Source organism: Umezawaea sp. Da 62-37 (assembly GCF_032460545.1).
In the GTDB taxonomy this organism is placed as follows: Bacteria; Actinomycetota; Actinomycetes; order Mycobacteriales; family Pseudonocardiaceae; genus Umezawaea.
The window spans coordinates 4,115,569-4,132,158 of the sequence record NZ_CP135965.1; the positions used below are offsets into that span (position 1 = coordinate 4,115,569).

At 69.8% G+C, this 16,590-nt stretch carries 10 protein-coding genes; 4 read left to right on the plus strand and 6 right to left on the minus strand.

Annotated elements, in window-relative coordinates; all coding sequences use genetic code 11:
• Window positions 1-124: 124 nt before the first annotated feature.
• The 5 genes from thrB to argS are packed head-to-tail and all read right to left on the minus strand — an operon-like array spanning window position 125 to window position 6,491.
• Window positions 125-1,003: a homoserine kinase gene (gene thrB, locus RM788_RS18290; protein WP_315932907.1), complete on the minus strand. Its 879-nt coding sequence runs from the start codon at window positions 1,001-1,003 to the stop codon at window positions 125-127.
• The gene (gene thrC, locus RM788_RS18295; protein WP_315932908.1) at window positions 1,000-2,076 is read right to left on the minus strand and encodes a threonine synthase; all 1,077 of its coding nucleotides are present in this window, start codon (window positions 2,074-2,076) and stop codon (window positions 1,000-1,002) included. The genes thrB and thrC overlap by 4 nt, the downstream gene beginning before the upstream one ends.
• Window positions 2,073-3,416: a homoserine dehydrogenase gene (locus RM788_RS18300; protein WP_315932909.1), complete on the minus strand. Its 1,344-nt coding sequence runs from the start codon at window positions 3,414-3,416 to the stop codon at window positions 2,073-2,075. The genes thrC and RM788_RS18300 overlap by 4 nt, the downstream gene beginning before the upstream one ends.
• Window positions 3,403-4,842: a diaminopimelate decarboxylase gene (gene lysA, locus RM788_RS18305; RefSeq protein WP_315932910.1), complete on the minus strand. Its 1,440-nt coding sequence runs from the start codon at window positions 4,840-4,842 to the stop codon at window positions 3,403-3,405. The genes RM788_RS18300 and lysA overlap by 14 nt, the downstream gene beginning before the upstream one ends.
• The gene (gene argS / locus RM788_RS18310; RefSeq protein WP_315932911.1) at window positions 4,842-6,491 is read right to left on the minus strand and encodes an arginine--tRNA ligase; all 1,650 of its coding nucleotides are present in this window, start codon (window positions 6,489-6,491) and stop codon (window positions 4,842-4,844) included. Before argS ends, lysA begins: the two co-directional genes overlap by 1 nt.
• 211 nt (window positions 6,492-6,702) lie before the next feature.
• Between argS and RM788_RS18315 the strand changes: the two genes are divergently transcribed.
• The 3 genes from RM788_RS18315 (at window position 6,703) to RM788_RS18325 (ending at window position 10,683) form a co-directional block, all read left to right on the plus strand.
• Window positions 6,703-7,548, plus strand: coding sequence for a thioredoxin-like domain-containing protein (locus RM788_RS18315; RefSeq protein ID WP_315934671.1), 846 nt, complete (start codon window positions 6,703-6,705; stop codon window positions 7,546-7,548).
• Window positions 7,549-7,552: 4 nt separating this feature from the next.
• Window positions 7,553-8,275 carry a DUF305 domain-containing protein gene (locus tag RM788_RS18320; RefSeq protein WP_315932912.1) on the plus strand — a complete coding sequence of 241 codons (723 nt, stop codon included), beginning with the start codon at window positions 7,553-7,555 and terminating at the stop codon, window positions 8,273-8,275.
• A gap of 449 nt (window positions 8,276-8,724) precedes the next feature.
• Window positions 8,725-10,683, plus strand: a complete 1,959-nt coding sequence (locus RM788_RS18325; protein ID WP_315932913.1) for an acyl-CoA dehydrogenase family protein — start codon at window positions 8,725-8,727, stop codon at window positions 10,681-10,683.
• A 205-nt stretch (window positions 10,684-10,888) separates the two neighbouring features.
• Here the strand turns inward: RM788_RS18325 and RM788_RS18330 are convergent, their stop codons facing one another.
• Window positions 10,889-12,040: an ROK family transcriptional regulator gene (locus RM788_RS18330; protein WP_399345029.1), complete on the minus strand. Its 1,152-nt coding sequence runs from the start codon at window positions 12,038-12,040 to the stop codon at window positions 10,889-10,891.
• Window positions 12,041-12,283: 243 nt separating this feature from the next.
• On the opposite strand from RM788_RS18330, the gene RM788_RS18335 reads away from it, so the two are divergent.
• The gene (locus RM788_RS18335; protein WP_315932914.1) at window positions 12,284-16,564 is read left to right on the plus strand and encodes a GH92 family glycosyl hydrolase; all 4,281 of its coding nucleotides are present in this window, start codon (window positions 12,284-12,286) and stop codon (window positions 16,562-16,564) included.
• Window positions 16,565-16,590 lie beyond the last annotated feature (26 nt).

Sequence of the window (16,590 nt, forward strand, 5' to 3'; positions counted from 1 at the left end):
AATGCGACCCGGAACGAATGTCCGGGCACGGCACCGGCGCCCGTGCGCGCGGTGACTGATCGCCTCCGAGGGTAGACGCAGGCCGGTGCGGGTGCAACAACCGGGGTACCTCCGCGTGGCGTCGTCAGCCAAGTGGCCGAACGCGCACCCCTCCCAGGTCCACGGCCGATCGGCGCACGTCGAAACCCGTCACGTCGACGCCCACCGGCAGTTCGCCGTCCTTCGGCAGCGCGAGCGCGGTCGGTCCCGCGCCGGACACCGCCGCCGCCACGCCCGCCGCGCGCAGGTCGTTGACGACCCTGATCGTCGCGGGCCACGCGGGCTCCCGGTACGACTGGTGCAGACGATCGTCCAAAGCGGCCAGCAGCAGCGAGGGATCACAGGTCAGGGCGTGCACGGCCAGCGCGGACCTGCCCACCGCGAACGCCGCGTCGGCGTGCGGGACGACGGCCGGGAGCAGGCCCCTGGTGGTCTTGGTCGACGACTCCTCCGACGGCACCAGCAAGACCGGCCGGAGGTCGTCGTGCGGGTCGAGCCGCACGGCCCGGTAGGTCCCACCCTCGGACCACGCGATCACCACGCCGCCGAACATGCTGGCCGCCGCGTTGTCGGCGTGGCCCTCGAACTCCGACGCGAGTTGCAACGCGGCCGTGTCCAACTCGCGACCCGCGAGCCCGTACGCGGCCGCGACCCCCGCCACGATCGCGGCGGCGGACGAGCCGAGTCCGCGCGAATGGGGGATCGCGTTGCGGCAGTCGAACTCCACTCCGGACGGTGCGAACCCGAGGAGCCCGCAGGCGGCGCGGAAGGCCCGCACCACGAGGTGGGTCTCGTCGGTGGGCACGTTCTCGCCACCTTCGCCGCTCACGCGCACGACCAGACCGCCGCCGACGACCCGGACGTCCACTTCGTCCTGGATGTCGAGCGCCATGCCGAGCGCGTCGAAACCGGAGCCCAGGTTCGCGCTCGACGCGGGCACGGTGACCCGGACACCGGTCGTCACGCCAGCTCCAGCGCCGTCGCCACGGCGCCGGGGTCGACCGGGACGGGCTCGACCGCGACCATGCCGAGCATCGCCGTGTCGGGGTCCTTCAGGCCGTGGCCGGTGACCGTGCAGACCACCACGGAACCCTTCGGCAGGCGGCCGTCGGCGGCCGTGGCCAGCAGACCCGCGATGCTCGCGGCGGACGCGGGCTCCACGAAGATGCCCTCGCGCCGCGCGAGCAGCCGGTAGGCGTCGAGGATCTGCTCGTCGGTGACCGCGGCGATGAGGCCGCCGGACTCGTCGCGGGCGGCGATGGCGCCGCTCCACGAGGCCGGGCTGCCGATCCGGATCGCGGTCGCGATGGTTTCGGGATTCCGAACCGGCTCGCCGAGCACGAGCGGGGCGGCGCCCGCGGCCTGGAAGCCGAACATCCTGGGCGTCGACGCGGTGACGCCGTCCTCGGCGTACGCCCGGTAGCCGCGCCAGTACGCGGTGATGTTGCCCGCGTTGCCGACCGGCAGGCAGTGCACGTCCGGCGCCCGGCCGAGCACGTCGCAGATCTCCCACGCGGCGGTCTGCTGGCCGATCAGCCGAACCGGGTTGACCGAGTTGACCAGCGTCACCGGGTACTCGGCCGCGGTCTTGCTCGCGAGTTCGAGGCAGTCGTCGAAGTTGCCGTCGATCTGGAGGATCTTCGCGCCGTGCATGACGGCCTGCGCCATCTTGCCGAGCGCGATCTTGCCGGTCGGGACGAGCACGGCCGAGGTCAGCCCGGCCTTGGCGGCGTAGGCGGCGGCCGAGGCCGACGTGTTGCCGGTGGACGCGCAGATGACCGCCTTCAGGCCGCTGGCCAGGGCGTACGTCATGGCCATGGTCATGCCGCGGTCCTTGAACGACCCGGTCGGGTTCGCGCCCTCGACCTTGACGAGCACGCGGCTGCCGGTCAGCTCGGACAGGTGCTCGGCCTCGACCAGCGGGGTGCCGCCCTCGTGCAGGGTGACGACCCGCGCGCCGTCGGGCAGCTCGATGCGGTCGCGGTAGGCGTTGATGACGCCGGGCCAGCCGGGTCGCACGCCTGCTTGGATCGTCATTGCTCTTCGCCTTCCACCCGCATAACGCTGACCACGTCCCGGACGACCGGCAGGCCGCCGATCTTGTCCACTGTGGACCGGAGTGCCGCGTCGGAGGCGGCGTGGGTGACGATCACCAGGCTGGCGTCGTCGATCCTGCCCTCCTGCCGGACGGCGGCGATGCTCACGTCGTGCTCGGCGAACACCGCAGCGACCTGGGCGAGCACGCCCGCGCGGTCGGCAACGTCGAGGCTGATGTGGTAGCGCGTCGGGGTCTGCCCGATCGACCGCACCGGCAGCCCGGCGTAGGCGGACTCGCGTGGTCCGCGACCGCCGTGGACCCGGTTGCGGGCCACCGCGACGAGGTCGCCGAGCACCGCGCTCGCGGTCGGCGCGCCACCCGCGCCCTTTCCGTAGAACATCATCTCGCCCGCCGCGTCGGCCTCGACGAACACCGCGTTGAACGCGCCGTTCACCCCGGCCAGCGGATGGCTGCGCGGGATCATCGCCGGGTGCACGCGGGCCGCGACGGACTCCCTGGTCGTGCCGTCCTCGGTGGTCTCGGTGACCCGCTCGCAGATGGCCAGCAGCTTGACCGTGCGGCCGAGGCCCTTGGCCGCGGCGATGTCCGAGGCGCTGACCGCCGAGATGCCCTCGCGGTGCACGTCGGAGGCGGTGACCCTGGTGTGGAACGCGAGCGAGGCCAGGATCGCGGCCTTGGACGCGGCGTCGAAGCCGTCCACGTCCGCGGTCGGGTCCGCCTCGGCGTACCCGAGCCGCGAGGCCTCCTCCAGCGTCTCGGAGTAGCTCGCGCCGGTCGCGTCCATGCCCGAGAGGATGAAGTTCGTCGTGCCGTTCACGATGCCCATCACGCGGGTGATCCGGTCGCCCGCGAGCGACTCGCGCAGCGGCCGCAGCAGCGGGATGGCCCCGGCGACGGCCGCCTCGAAGTACAGGTCGGCCCCGGAGGCGTCGGCCGCCTCGAACAGCTCCGCGGAGTGCTCGGCCAGCAGCGCCTTGTTCGCCGTGACGACGGACTTGCCCGAGCGCAGCGCCTCCAGCAGGAGGGTGCGCGCGGGCTCGATGCCACCGATGAGCTCGACCACGAGGTCGATGTCCGACGCCACCAGCGCTTCCGCGTCGGTCGTCAGCAGCTCCTCCGGCACCTCGCGGTGCTTGTTGGGCTTGCGCACGGCGATGCCGGTCAGCTCGACCGGTGCGCCGATCCGCGCGGTCAGGTCGGCCGCCTGGTCGGTCAGCAGCCGGACGACCTCGGTGCCCACGGTGCCGCAGCCCAGCAGCGCCACCCGAATCGGTCCGGCGCTGACCGGTCGAGCACTGATCAGTTTACCTTCCGGCACCTTCAACCTCCAAGCGGAACAGGTCGTCCTCGGTCTCCCGGCGCAGGAGCAGACGGGCCCGCCCGTCGCTCACCGCGGCGAGCGCGGGTCGCGGCAGCCGGTTGTAGCCGCTGGCCATGGAGTAGCAGTAGGCGCCGGTCGCGGCGACCGCGATCAGGTCGCCGGGCGCGAGGTCCTCGGGCAGCCAGCAGTCGCGCACGACGACGTCGCCCGCCTCGCAGTGCTTGCCGACGACGCGGCACAGCACGGCGCCGGTGTCCGGCTCGACCGCGCGCGACACCAGCCGGCAGTCGTACACCGCGTCGTACAGCGCGGTGCGGATGTTGTCGCTCATCCCGCCGTCCACGCTGACGTAGCGGCGGGTGTGGCCGCCGTCCAGCTCGATGTCCTTGATCGTGCCGACCTCGTACACGGTGACCGTGCCGGGTCCGACGATGGCGCGACCGGGCTCGACCGCGATCAGCGGCATGGGGAGCCCCGCGTGCTCGGACTCCTTCTGGACGATGTTGTGCAGCTGGCGGGCCAGCTCAGCGGGCGGCGGCGGGTCGTCGTCCGGCGTGTACGCGATGCCCAGGCCGCCGCCGAGGTCCACCGTGGTCAGGCTCGCGAGGCTCTCGGCGCCGTGCTCGACGTGCAGGTCGGCCAGCAGGCCGATCACCCGGCGCGCGGCGATCTCGAAGCCGCTGGCGTCGAAGATCTGCGACCCGATGTGGCTGTGCAGGCCGGTCAGCCGCAGGCCGCCCGCCTTCAGCACGCGGCGCGCGGCCTCGGCGGCGTCACCGGAGGACAGCGAGAAGCCGAACTTCTGGTCCTCGTGCGCGGTGGCGATGAACTCGTGCGTGTGCGCCTCGACGCCGACCGTCACCCGGATCATCACCGGCTGCACGACCCCGCGCTCGCGCGCGATCTGGTCGAGCCTGGCGATCTCGAAGAACGAGTCGACCACGACCGCGCCGACACCGGCCTCGACGGCGGCGGTCAGCTCGGCGACGGACTTGTTGTTGCCGTGCAACGCGATCCGCTCGGCCGGGAACTCCGCGCGCAGCGCGATGGCCAGCTCGCCGCCGCTGCACACGTCGATGCTCAGCCCCTCCTCCGCGACCCAGCGGGCCACCGAGACGCTGAGGAACGCCTTGGACGCGTAGTGCACCAGCGTCGGGTCGCCGAACGCCGTGGCGTGCTCGGCGCAGCGGGACCGGAAGTCCGCCTCGTCCATGACGAACAGCGGCGTGCCGTACTCCCGCGCGAGGTCGCGGACGTCCACACCGGCGAAGGTGACGACGCCGTCCGCGCCGCGTTCGGCGTTGCGCGGCCACACCGCGGGGTGCAGCTCCGCCAGGCCGTCCGAAGTGGACGGTCGAGCGCCCGCGGTGCTGCCCGCGGTCATGACGTCGGCGTGCCGGGGACCGGCGGGGTGCGCGCGCATCACATGCGCTCCAATGCCGTCACGCCGAGCAGGCCGAGGCCGTTGGTGAACACCTGGCGGGCGGCCAGCACCAGCTGGAGCCTCGCCTGGTGCGCGGGGGTGATCTCCTCGTCGCCGCGGGGCAGCACCCGCAGCTCGGACGTGTCGTAGAACCGGTGGGTCACGCCCGCCAACTCCTCCAGGTAGCGCGCCACGCGGTGCGGTTCGCGCAGCTCGGCCGACGCGGCGACGACCCGCGGGAACTCGCCGAGCGTGCGGATCAGGTCGCCCTCGCGGTCGTGCACGAGGAGTTCGAAGCGGTCGTTCGGCTCCAGGCCGAGGTCGGCGGCGATGCGGCGCACCGAGGCGATGCGCGCGTAGGCGTACCGCACGTAGTGGACCGGGTTGTCGTTGCTGTTCCTGCGCAGCAGGTCGAGGTCGATGTCCAGCACGGAGTCGACCGACGAGCGGACCATCGCGTACCGGGCGGCGTCCACGCCGACCGCCTCGACGAGGTCCTCCATCGTGATCACGGTGCCCGCGCGCTTGCTCATCCGCACCGGCTTGCCGTCGCTGACCAGGTTCACCATCTGGCCGATCAGCACCTCGACCACGGCCGGGTCGTCGCCCAGCGCCGCCGCGGCGGCCTTGAGGCGGCCGATGTAGCCGTGGTGGTCCGCGCCGAGCATGTAGATGCACAGGTCGAACCCGCGCGACCGCTTGTCCTGGAGGTAGGCGATGTCACCGGCGATGTAGGCGGGGGCGCCGTCGCTCTTGATCACCACCCGGTCCTTGTCGTCGCCGAACTCGCTGGAGCGCAGCCACCAGGCGCCGTTCTCGAAGTACAGGGCCTCGGACTTCTTCAGCGCCTCGACGGCCTTCTCGACCGCGCCGGAGCGGTGCAGCGAGTCCTCGTGGAAGAAGACGTCGAAGTCCGTGCCGAAGTCGTGGAGGGCCTGCTTGATCTCCTCGAACATCAGGTTCACGCCGATCCGGCGGAACACCTCGGCGCTGTCCTCGGCGGACAGGGCGCTGGGCTCCTGCTTGATCACCTCGGCCGCGATGTCGGTGATGTAGGCCCCCGCGTAGCCGTCCTCCGGGGCGCCCTCGCCCTTGGCCGCGGCGATCAGCGAGGCGACGAACCGGTCGATCTGGGCGCCCGCGTCGTTGAAGTAGTACTCGCGGGTCACGTCGCCGCCCCTGGCGGCCAGCACCCGGCCCAGCGCGTCCCCGACCGCGGCCCAGCGGGCGCCGCCCAGGTGGATCGGGCCGGTCGGGTTCGCCGACACGAACTCCAGGTTGATCCGGAGTCCGCCCAGCTCCTCACCGGTGCCGTAGGCGTCGCCCCCGGCGAGCACCTCGCGCAGGACCTCGCCCTGGGCGTCCGCGGCCAGCCGCAGGTTCAGGAAACCGGGGCCCGCGACGTCGACGGACGCGATCGCGCCGGTCCCCGCCAGCGCCTCGGCCAGCCATCCGGCCAGGTCGCGGGGCGGGACGCCGAGCTTCTTGCCGATCTGCAGGGCCAGGTTCGTCGCGTAGTCGCCGTGGTCGGGGTTGCGGGGTCGCTCGATGGTCACCGCGGTGGGCAGCGTGGCGGTGTCCAGGCCGCGGCCGGACAGCACGTCCACGGCCGTCGCACGGACCAGTTCAGCGAGCGCAGCGGGAGTCACCCGCAGAAGTCTAGGGAAGTGTTCGCGCTGGTCTCGACCGGGTTGACCAGTCCCGGAAGGTGGGATGGCGGCGCTCACACGGTCAGGTGGCAACTGTTGACGAACGCCCACCGCAACCGAGTGTTGACGGTGATCAGACATGGTGTCCCTACACTGGCCGGCGGCAGTCGTCCGGCGTCGTGCACGGATGACACGAGATCCAGAGGCGGACATGGTCAGCGGCAAGAAGACTAAGGCCAACCGCGGAAGCGTGCAGGCAGCACGTTCCTCCGTGGTGGCGAGCAAGCCCAAGCCCTGGGGCACCATCGCGGCGGTCGTCGTCGTGGTCGCGCTGGCGGTGGGCGTGTTCGGCTACGCGTACTCCAAGATCGACGCGCAGAACCAGAAGGAGGCCGCGCTCGCGCAGTGGACTCCCTCGGACACGAACAAGGACCCGTCGGACAAGATCAACGGGGTCGTCAAGAAGGAGTACGAGGCCAGCAAGCACGTCACGGCCACCCAGCGGGTCGCCTACGACCAGAGCCCGCCCTTCGGCGGTCCCCACGACGGCACCTGGGCCGACTGCATGGGCACCGTCTACCCGACGGCCGTGCGCACCGAGAACATGGTCCACGGCCTCGAGCACGGCGCCGTCTGGATCACCTACAACCCCGACCAGGTCACCGGTGACGCCCTGGAGAAGCTGAAGTCCCGCGTCTCGGGCCAGCCGTACTCCCAGATGTCCCCGTACCCCGGCTTGGACAAGCCGATCTCGTTGCAGTCGTGGGGCCACCAGCTCAAGCTGGAGAGCGCCGACGACGAGCGCATCGACCAGTTCATCGAGTCCCTGCGCCGCAACCCGAACACGTACCCCGAGGTCGGCGCGTCCTGCGAGTCCCAGGGCTTCCCCGTCGACAGCCCGCCCCCGTTCGTCGCGGAGGCCCCCGGCGCCGACGGCATCCCCATGACCGGCGGCGAGACGGTCACCTCGGAGGCCAACCAGCCCCCGGCCACCGCCCCCGCCGTCGACCCGTCCGCGGCGGTGTCCTCGGCACCCAGCACCCCGCCGAGCAGCTGATCCGATGATGGCCGACACCGAGCAGGACGCGGGCGCGACCGAGCACGTCCAGGACGACCGTCCGACCGGCGGTCCCACCCTGGCGAGGACAGTGGTAATCACCGCTGCCGTGCTCGCCGTGCTCCTGCTCGGTGCCGCCGTCGGCTTGCTCATCAAGCTGCCCGGCTCCACCGACAACGCATACCCGGAGCGCGACTCCGTGGACGTCGGCTTCGCCCAGGACATGGCGGCCCACCACCTGCAGGGCGTGCAACTCGCGAACATCGCCCGCGACAGGAGCACCACCCTCGAAGTCCGCCAACTGGCCTTCGACATCGAAAGCACGCAGTTGGAGCAGATCGGCCGCATGAAGGGCTGGCTCCTCCTCTGGAGCTTCCCCGAGCAGTCGGTCGACGGCACCCACATGAAGTGGATGGAATCCACCGCCCACTCGCACGGCGACGAATCCACCACCGCGGGCACCCCGGAAATGCCAGGCATGGCCTCCGCGGAAGAACTGACCAAACTCCGCTCCCTCACCGGCCCCGAGTTGGACACGTACTTCCTGCAACTGATGCTCCGCCACCACATCGGCGGCGCTCCCATGGCCGAATACGCCGCCACCCACGCAGGCCAGTCGGTGGTGCGCCTCCTGGCCAACAACATGCTCAAGTCGCAAAGCAGCGAAATCGAATACATGCAACAACTCCTGACCCAACGCGGCGCCACCCCAATACCACAGAACTAACACCGCACCACCCAGCACACACACCCCCGGCAAGCCCCAAGCCCAAAGCCAGGCCTTGCCCACATCGGCGCAGCCGCCCCCTCGCACCCGGCGCGGAGCGCCCACCGCCCTACCGACGCGCAGCGAGGTGCCTTGTCAGGCAAAGCCTGATGCCTCGCCGACGCGCAGCGAGGTGCCCTGTCGGCGCAGCCGATGCCCTGTCGGCGCAGCCGATGCTGGCGCAGCCAGACCTACCCCTGCACCCGATCCAAAGCCATCTCTAGACGCGCCTCCGCTTGTCAAGGCATCTTTCCCGCCTTGACAAGCGGAGGCGCGTCCAGAACACTCGGCGACCGGGTAAAGGCACCCCACCCACACCCCACGAAAGACACCCCCCAACCACCAACCAGCCCCCACTACCCACCGGTAGTACCGTCAAAGCCCCACCTTCGGCTCCTGGGAGGTCAGCGATGACCACAGCGAACCCCGAACCAACCACCCCCGACAAAACCGGCACCGCACCAACCACCCCCGAACCAACCGGCACCCACAACCACGTAGACGAACGCCAAGCCCGCCAAGTCGCCGAACAGGCCCGCGAATCCCGATGGCGCCATCCCAGCTTCGGCAAGGAACTCTTCCTCGGCCACTTCCGCCTGGACCTGATCCACCCCCACCCCACCGGTTCCCCCGACGACCGGGCGAACGGCGAGGCCTTCCTCAAGCGCCTCCGCGACTTCTGCGAGACCGAGGTGGACGGGGGTCTCATCGAACGCGAGTCCCGCATCCCCGACGAGGTCTACGCCGGGCTCAAGCGGATCGGCGCGTTCGGCATGAAGATCAAGCAGGACTACGGCGGCCTTGGCCTGTCGCAGGTCTACTACAACCGAGCCCTCATGCTCGCGGGCTCCGCCAGCCCCGCGATCGGCGCGCTCCTGTCCGCGCACCAGTCCATCGGCGTGCCCCAGCCGTTGGCGCTTTTCGGCACGGACGAGCAGAAGCAGGAGTTCCTGCCCCGCTGCGCGAAGGGCGCGATCAGCGCGTTCCTGTTGACGGAACCGGATGTCGGCAGCGATCCGGCCCGGCTCGGCACCACCGCGACGCCGATCGAGGACGGCGAGGCGTACCTGCTCGACGGCGTGAAGCTGTGGACCACCAACGGTGTCGTCGCCGAACTGCTGGTCGTGATGGCGGCCGTGCCGGACAGGGGCATCAGCGCGTTCGTCGTCGAGGCCGACTCGCCCGGCATCACGGTCGAGAACCGCAACCAGTTCATGGGCTTGCGCGGCTTGGAGAACGGCGTCACGAGGTTCCACCAGGTCCGAGTGCCCGCCGCCAACCGGATCGGCAAGGAGGGCGCGGGCCTCAAGATCGCGCTGACGACGTTGAACACCGGCCGCCTTTCCCTGCCCGCCCTGTGCGCGGGCGCCGCGAAGTGGTCGCTCAAGATCGCGCGCGAGTGGTCGGCGCAACGCGTCCAGTGGGGACTGCCGATCGGGAAGCACGAGGCGATCGGCGGCAAGATCGCGTTCATCGCCGCGACCGCGTACGCGTTGGAAGCGGTGCTGGACCTCAGCAGCGAACTCGCCGACGCGGGTGACAACGACATCCGCATCGAGGCCGCCCTGGCGAAGCTGTACAACTCGGAGATGGCCTGGCTGGTGGCCGACGAGCTCGTGCAGATCCGCGGCGGCCGCGGTTACGAGACGGCCGACTCGATGGCCGCGCGCGGCGAACGCGGCGTCCCCGCCGAACAGGTGCTGCGGGACCTGAGGATCAACCGGATCTTCGAGGGCTCGACGGAGATCATGCACCTGATCATCGCGCGCGAGGCCGTGGACGCGCACCTGTCCGTGGCGGGCGACATCATCGACCCGGAGGCGGACCGGTCGCGCAAGGCCAAGGCGGCGGCGAAGGCGGGCGGGTTCTACGCCAAGTGGCTGCCGACGCTCGTCGTCGGCAAGGGCCAGGTGCCGGGCTCGTTCGCCGATTTCGGTTCCCTGGCAACGCATCTGCGGTTCGTCGAGCGGTCGAGCCGCAAGCTCGCGCGGCAGACGTTCTACGCGATGTCGCGCTGGCAGGGGAAGATGGAGCGCAAGCAGCGCTTCCTCGGCCGGGTCGTCGACATCGGCGCGGAGCTGTTCGCGATCAGCGCGAGCTGCGTGCGCGCCAAGTCCGACGGCACCAACGCGGTGGAGCTGGCCGACGCGTTCAGCAGGCAGGCGCGGGTGCGGGTCGACGAGCTGTTCGCGCGGCTGTGGACGAACACCGACGACTCGGACCTCGTGCTGACGAGGAAGGTACTGGCGGGCGAGTACACCTGGCTCGAGGACGGCGTGCTGGACGCGTCCGTTCCCGGCGCCTGGATCGCGGACTCGGCACACCGGGCGTCGACCGCGGAGGACGTGCACCGGACGACACCGGATTGAGCACCGTTACACGGGGCAGGCGTGGTGAAGACGCGGGCGCCTGCCCCGTGCGGCCGTGAGCGGCTACGTCCCCCGCATCCCTCACGGCTTCCCTGTGCAACGGAAGGAACTGCACCCTCCAGGAGGAGGTGCCGGTAACGCTAAGCCACTCCAAGCCCGGTGCGAGTACGTCGATTGGGTGAAATCACGGGTGAGCACCGCTCGACTACTCTCGGAGAGTGATCGTTTTCCGGCGGTCGAACACCAGGTCGCGCGCGGACTCCAACCCCAGCGCGATGGCTCCGCTGAGCACCGCCCCGTCACCCAGCTCCCCCGCGACGATCCGCGGCACCAGCGGCGTGCTCCGCCGGAGGGCCGTCTCCAGCGGCTCGCTGAGCAGCTCGATGTTCGTGCCGACACCACCGCTGAGCACGACCAGCTCCGGGTCGAGCACCGCGCTCACCGCCGCCACCAGGTACGCCAGCCGTCCGGCCTCGTCCCGCACGACCTCCAGCGCGCGCTCGTCACCGGCCTTCGCCAGCCCGAACACCTCGCGCGCGCTGCGCACCTGGGTCAGCCCCAGCGCGTGCGCCATGTCCACGACCGAGTGCGCCGCCGCCGCGCCCTCGAACTGCCCGCGGACCTGCGTGTCCTGCGTGGAGTCCGGGTACGGCAGGTAGCCGACCTCGCCCGCCGCTCCGTTCGCGCCGCGGAACAGCCTGCCGTCGATGACGATGCCCATGCCGATCCCGGTGCCGATCGTGATGGCCACGAACACGCCGACACCCCTGGCCACGCCGTACTCCCGCTCGCCGATCGCGGCGAGGTTCGCGTCGTTCTCCACGACCAGGCCGGGCCCGAGAACGGCCTCCAGCTCGTCGAGGAGGCCCTTGCGCTCCCACCCCGGCAGGTTGGGCGCGAGGTGCATCGCGCGCCCGCCCGGATCGGGCACACCCGGACTGCCGACCACCTTCGTGATCACGTCGTCCAGGCTCAGCCCCGCGTCGGTGACCGTGCGGACGGCGAGCTCCTGCACCTTGCGCACCAGCGCGTCGGCCGACCGGCACCGGTTGCGCTCGTCCACCCGCGCGATGACCGCCCCCGCGAGGTCCGACACGGCGGCCCGGATGCGCTGCCTGCCTATGTCGACGCCCAGCACGTACGCGGCCGCGGGGTTGGGCTCGTAGACCATCGCGGAGCGGCCGGGGCCCGCCGTGGTCCTGCCCACGGGTCTGACCAGCCCGTGCCGTTCCAGGTCGAGCAGCGCCTGCCCGACCGTCGGTTTGGAGAGGCCGGTCTCCTTGGCGATCTGCGGCCTGGTCGACGGGCCGTGGTCGCGGAGGCGTTCGAGCACCGCGCGCTGGTTGAGCGCCCTCATACCCGCCGGTGTGCCCACCTGGGGGGCTTTCCGCACGTTCAACTCGTCCTCCGTCAGCACAATGGCGTGATTCTAGGTCCGGAACCATGCTCGAACGGGGACGCCACACCCATCCGTTCGGGCACTTGGAGCAGCGGGAAGACAGGTAGCCGGACAATTTGGTCCACCGATCTTGACAACGATGTCAAGAACCGGTTGTGCTGTCGCGCGAGTAGCACCGAGTCCAACCGGAAGGCGTGCGCAATGGGGCACATGCGGGCGAATAGAACCCGTTTGGCGCTGATCGGCGTCACCGTCACCGCATTGGTGATGAGTAGCGTGGGAAGCTGGTCATCAGCATCAGCCGCACCGGAAGATCAAGCAGTGAGCGCAGACCTCTTCAATTCGTCCTTCGAGGACGGACAACCCCAGCCTACCTGGGCGAGCACGGTGGAGACCGACGCACAGGGCAAGCCGAAGGCGTCCGGCGTCAACGGCACGGACTCGGTGAGCATTCCCGGCAACGTGACCGACAAGATCATCGACGTGCAGGCGAACTCCGAGAACACCTCGGGGGGTGAAGTCAAGGAAAACCTCGTCGACGCGAACGTCAACTCGAAGTGGTTGACGTTCACCAGCACGGGATGGGCGCAATTCCGCTTTTCGGAGCCCACGACGGTGAAGCGGTACGCGATCTCGTCCGCCAACGACGCGGATGAGCGCGACCCGAAGAACTGGACGTTCCAGGGTTCCGCCGACGGCCAGACCTGGACGACGCTGGACACCCGGACGAACGAGGTGTTCGCCGAGCGCCTGCAGACCAAGGTCTACGACCTCGCGAACACCACCGCCTACCCGTACTACCGGCTGGACATCACGGCCAACGCGGGCGGCGTGAACCTGATCCAGGTCGCCGAGGTCCAGTTCTCCGACGGCTCGACCACCCCCGCGCCGGAGAACATGCGCACGGTGGTCGGCAAGGGCGCGACCGGCGGCTACAACGCCAAGTCGAACGTCGGCTACACCGGCCTGCGGGCGCTGCGCTACCAGGGCTCGCACGTCGCCGAGGGCCGCGGCTACTCCTACAACAAGGTGTTCGACGTCGACGTGCCCGTCACGGGGACGACCGAGCTGTCCTACATGATCTTCCCGAACTTCATGGTCGACGACCTGAGCTACCCGAGCACGTTCGCCGCGGTGGACCTCGCGTTCTCCGACGGCACGTACCTCAGCGACCTCGGGGCGCGCGACCAGCACGGGTTCGAGCTGTCGCCGAAGGGCCAGGGCGCGTCGAAGGCGCTGTACACCAACCAGTGGAACCGGCTCGCGTCGGTGATCGGCTCGGTCGCCGCGGGCAAGACGATCAAGCGGATCCTGGTCGCGTACGACAACCCCGCGGGTCCCGCCAACTTCGACGGCTGGATCGACGACATCACCGTCAAGTCGGCACCGTCCACTCCGGACTACCAGCGGCCGACGGACTACGTCCGCACCACCCGCGGCACGAACTCCAGCGGTTCCTTCTCGCGCGGCAACAACTTCCCGGCCACGGCCGTGCCGCACGGCTTCAACTTCTGGACCCCGATGACGAACGCGGGCTCCACGAGCTGGTTCTACGACTACGCCAAGTTCAACAACCGCGACAACCTGCCTACGTTGCAGGCGTTCTCGGCGAGCCACGAGCCCAGCCCGTGGATGCGCGACCGGCAGACGTTCCAGGTGATGCCGTCGACCGGGACGCCCACCGCCGACCGGGCCGTCCGCGCGCTGCCGTTCAAGCACGAGAACGAGACGGCGCAGGCGCACTACTACAGCGTGCAGTTCGAGAACGGCATGCGCACCGAGATCGCGCCGACCGACCACGCCGCGGTGTTCAAGTTCGGCTTCACCGAGGCCAGCTCGAACCTGGTGTTCGACAACGTGACCAACGACGGTGGGCTGACGCTGGACGCCGCCACCGGTGTGGTGTCGGGCTTCTCGGACGTCGGCCTCTCCTTCGGCGCGACCCGGATGTTCGTCTACGGCAAGGTCGACCAGCCGGTGAAGTCCAGCGGCAAGCTGACCGGCCAGGGCCGCGACAACGTGGCGGGCTACTTCCAGTTCGACACCAGCGCGCAGAAGACCGTGAACCTGAAGATCGCGACCTCGCTGCTGAGCGTGGACCAGGCGAAGAAGAACCTGGAGCAGGAGATCTCGCCGCAGGACACGTTCGACTCCGTGAAGCAGCGCGCCCAGCAGACGTGGGACAAGCAGCTGGGCATCATCGAGGTCGAGGGTGCCAGCGAGGACCAGCTGACCACGCTGTACTCCAGCATGTACCGGCTGTACCTCTACCCGAACTCGGGCTTCGAGAACACCGGGTCGTCGGCCGCACCGGCCTACAAGTACGCGAGCCCGGTGACCCCCGGCGCCGCCTCGACGCCGACGCAGACCGGCGCCAAGGTCGTCGACGGCAAGATCTACGTCAACAACGGGTTCTGGGACACCTACCGCACGACGTGGCCCGCCTACACCCTGTTCACGCCCTCGCAGGCCGGTGAGATGGCCGACGGGTTCGTGCAGCAGTACCGCGACGGCGGCTGGGTGTCGCGCTGGTCGTCCCCCGGCTACGCGAACCTGATGACGGGCACCAGCTCCGACGTCGCGTTCACCGACGCCTACGTCAAGGGCGTCACCAACCTCGACGTCCAGGCGAACTACGACGCGGCGGTGAAGAACGCCACCGTGACGCCGCCGAACGAGAACGTCGGCCGCCACGGCCAGGACACGGCGATCTTCAAGGGCTACACGTCCACGGCGACGAACGAGGGCATGTCCTGGGCGATCGAGGGCTACGTCAACGACTACGGCATCGCGAACATGTCGAAGGCGCTGTACGACAAGGCCGCCGCGAACGACCCGCGCAAGCAGGAGTACCTCGAGAACTACGAGTACTTCACCAACCGCGCGCTGAACTACGTCAACCTGTTCGACCCGGAGGCGGGTTTCTTCCAGGGCCGCAACCCCGACGGCACGCGCCGGGTGCCCTCGGCGGACTTCGACCCGCGGGTGTGGGGCTACGACTACACCGAGACCGACGCGTGGAACCAGACCTTCTCGGTCCCCCACGACGGTCAGGGCCTGGCGAACCTCTACGGCGGACGTGAAGGCCTCGGCAAGAAGCTCGACGAGTTCTTCGCCACGCCGGAGACGGCCAAGTTCCCCGGTTCCTACGGCGGTGTCATCCACGAGATGACCGAGGCGCGGGACGTCCGGATGGGGCAGCTCGGCCACAGCAACCAGGTGTCGCACCACATCACCTACATGTACGACTACGCGGGCCAGCCGTGGAAGACGCAGGAGAAGGTCCGCGAGATCACCTCGCGGCTCTACCTCGGCAGCGAGATCGGCCAGGGCTACGCGGGTGACGAGGACAACGGCGAGCAGTCGGCGTGGTTCCTGTTCAGCGCGCTGGGCTTCTACCCGCTCCAGATGGGCAACGCGACCTACGCGGTCGGGTCGCCGCTGTTCACCAAGGCGACGCTGAAGCTGGAGAACGGCAAGAAGCTCGTGGTCAACGCGCCGAAGAACAGCGCGAAGAACATCTACGTGCAGAACCTGAAGGTCAACGGCAAGGTCTACGACAAGAGCTACCTGGACCACAACGTGCTCGCGGCGGGCGCCACGCTCGACTTCGACATGGGCCCCAACCCGTCCAAGTGGGCGACCGGCGCGGACTCCGTCCCGCCGTCGATCACCAAGGGCGACGAGGTGCCGAAGCCGTTGCGCGACATCAGCACCACGGGCAAGTTCACCGGCCCGGCGGCGCTGGTCGACGACACCACCGCCACCCAGGCGGCCGTCGACTCGCTCCAGGTCGACCTGCCGAACACCAAGGAGAAGGCGGAGTTCTACACGCTGACGTCCTCGACGACGACGGCGGACGCCAAGAACTGGGTGCTCAGGGGTTCGCTCGACGGCAAGACGTGGACCACGGCCGACGAGCGCAAGGACCAGAAGTTCGCCTGGCGCAAGCAGACCCGCGCGTTCAAGATCGCCAAGCCGGGCTTCTACCGGTACTACCGGCTGGAGGTCGCGGGCGGCGCCACGCTCGCCGAGTTCGAACTGCTGGCCAAGCCCCCGGTGACCGCCACGAAGACGATCACCGAGAAGGTCAACGGGCCGCTCACGGTCGCCAACGGCGTCACGGTGGTCGACGGCGCGACGATCAGCGGACCGGTCACCGTCAACGCGGGCGCGTCGCTGTACGTGTTCGGCGGCAAGGTGAACGGGCCCGTCTCGGCCAACGGGGCCGGCACCGTGGTGCTGGTCGACACCGAGGTCGGCGGACCGGTGAGCGTCACCGGTGCGACGGTCGGGGTGAACATCGAGAACACCAAGGTCGGTGGTCCGGTCAGCATCGTGAACAACAAGGCCGCGGTGGTCCTGGCGGGCAACACGATCGGCGGACCCGCCACCGGGAGCGGCAACGTGCCCGCTCCCGTGAACAACGGTCTGGCGAACACCGTGCAGGGTCCCAAGGCGGGGCAGCTCGCGGGGTTGTAAGGACTGCGACGTGAAAAGGGGAGTCT

Bases quoted from the DNA above. Each gene is read 5' to 3' on its own strand.
- thrC (WP_315932908.1), bottom strand. From the start codon at position 2,076: ATGACGATCCAAGCAGGCGTGCGACCCGGCTGGCCCGGCGTCATCAAC.
- lysA (WP_315932910.1), bottom strand. From the start codon at position 4,842: ATGCGCGCGCACCCCGCCGGTCCCCGGCACGCCGACGTCATGACCGCG.
- RM788_RS18315 (WP_315934671.1), top strand. From the start codon at position 6,703: ATGGTCAGCGGCAAGAAGACTAAGGCCAACCGCGGAAGCGTGCAGGCA.
- RM788_RS18320 (WP_315932912.1), top strand. From the start codon at position 7,553: ATGATGGCCGACACCGAGCAGGACGCGGGCGCGACCGAGCACGTCCAG.
- RM788_RS18325 (WP_315932913.1), top strand. From the start codon at position 8,725: ATGACCACAGCGAACCCCGAACCAACCACCCCCGACAAAACCGGCACC.
- RM788_RS18330 (WP_399345029.1), bottom strand. From the start codon at position 12,040: ATGAGGGCGCTCAACCAGCGCGCGGTGCTCGAACGCCTCCGCGACCAC.
- RM788_RS18335 (WP_315932914.1), top strand. From the start codon at position 12,284: ATGGGGCACATGCGGGCGAATAGAACCCGTTTGGCGCTGATCGGCGTC.